This window comes from Bacillus sanguinis (assembly GCF_018332475.1).
GTDB lineage: Bacteria > Bacillota > Bacilli > Bacillales > Bacillaceae_G > Bacillus_A > Bacillus_A sanguinis.
Genome location: NZ_BOQB01000644.1, coordinates 1 through 914, shown reverse-complemented (window position 1 = coordinate 914; position 914 = coordinate 1). Strand labels below are relative to the sequence as shown.

Genomic DNA, 914 nt, shown 5'->3' with positions numbered 1-914 from the left:
TTTTACTGGATTGAATCTTAATATTAATAATAATGGTGATTTTCTATTACCAATTATAACTTGTGGGAAATATTTTAATGAAGAAAATAAGGTTATGCTACCAGTTTCATTGCAAGTCCATCATTCGGTTTGTGATGGATATGATGCGAGTCGATTTATAGAAGATTTACAGAAGTTAAGTAATAGTTGTAACGAGTGGCTAAAGTAATATCTAATTTTTAATTATACACAATTGAAAATGAAAAAAGAAGAGAACATGTTTATATAGCATGGTCTCTTTTTTTATTCATTAATACTAAGTAATAGTTGAAGATATAGGTTGATTTGTAGTTTAATAGTAAATAGATCTATTAATTTTAATTTTCTGTATTTCACATCTATATCGTTCAAAAAACTTATTATTTTTTAACAATGAAGGGGAAAACAAAAATGTCAATAATATCTATAGAAAAAGCTACAATTTTAGATGCCGAAAAGCTAACAGAACTAATGACAAAAACATTTGATGAAGAAGTAAAACGATGGCTATACGGTCAAGGTGATGTAATTGACTATAACATCCAGCCACCAGGGTATTCTTCAGTAGAAATGATGAGATATTCAATCGACGAATTGGATTGTTACAAAGTAATAATGGATGAAAAAATAACCGGGGGAATTATAGTTACGATTTCTGGTAAGTCATATGGTCGAATTGATCGTATTTTTGTAGATCCTATTTATCAAGGAAATGGAATTGGATCACATGTTATTAAATTAATAGAAGAGGAATATCCGAACGTAAGGATTTGGGATCTCGAAACATCTAGTAGACAACTTAATAATCATCATTTTTATAAAAAAATGGGCTATGAGATAATTTTTAAATCTGAAGATGAGTATTGTTATGTAAAAAGGATCACTGTAGAGTCAGC

The 914-nt window shown here is 28.6% G+C and carries 2 protein-coding genes; both read left to right on the top strand.

Annotated elements, in window-relative coordinates:
* The coding region (locus KI369_RS29015; RefSeq protein WP_238484978.1) for a CatA-like O-acetyltransferase at positions 1 to 208 on the top strand (208 nt) is incomplete at its 5' end.
* Positions 209 to 411: 203 nt separating this feature from the next.
* The coding region (locus KI369_RS29010; protein ID WP_212959058.1) for a GNAT family N-acetyltransferase at positions 412 to 914 on the top strand (503 nt) is incomplete at its 3' end.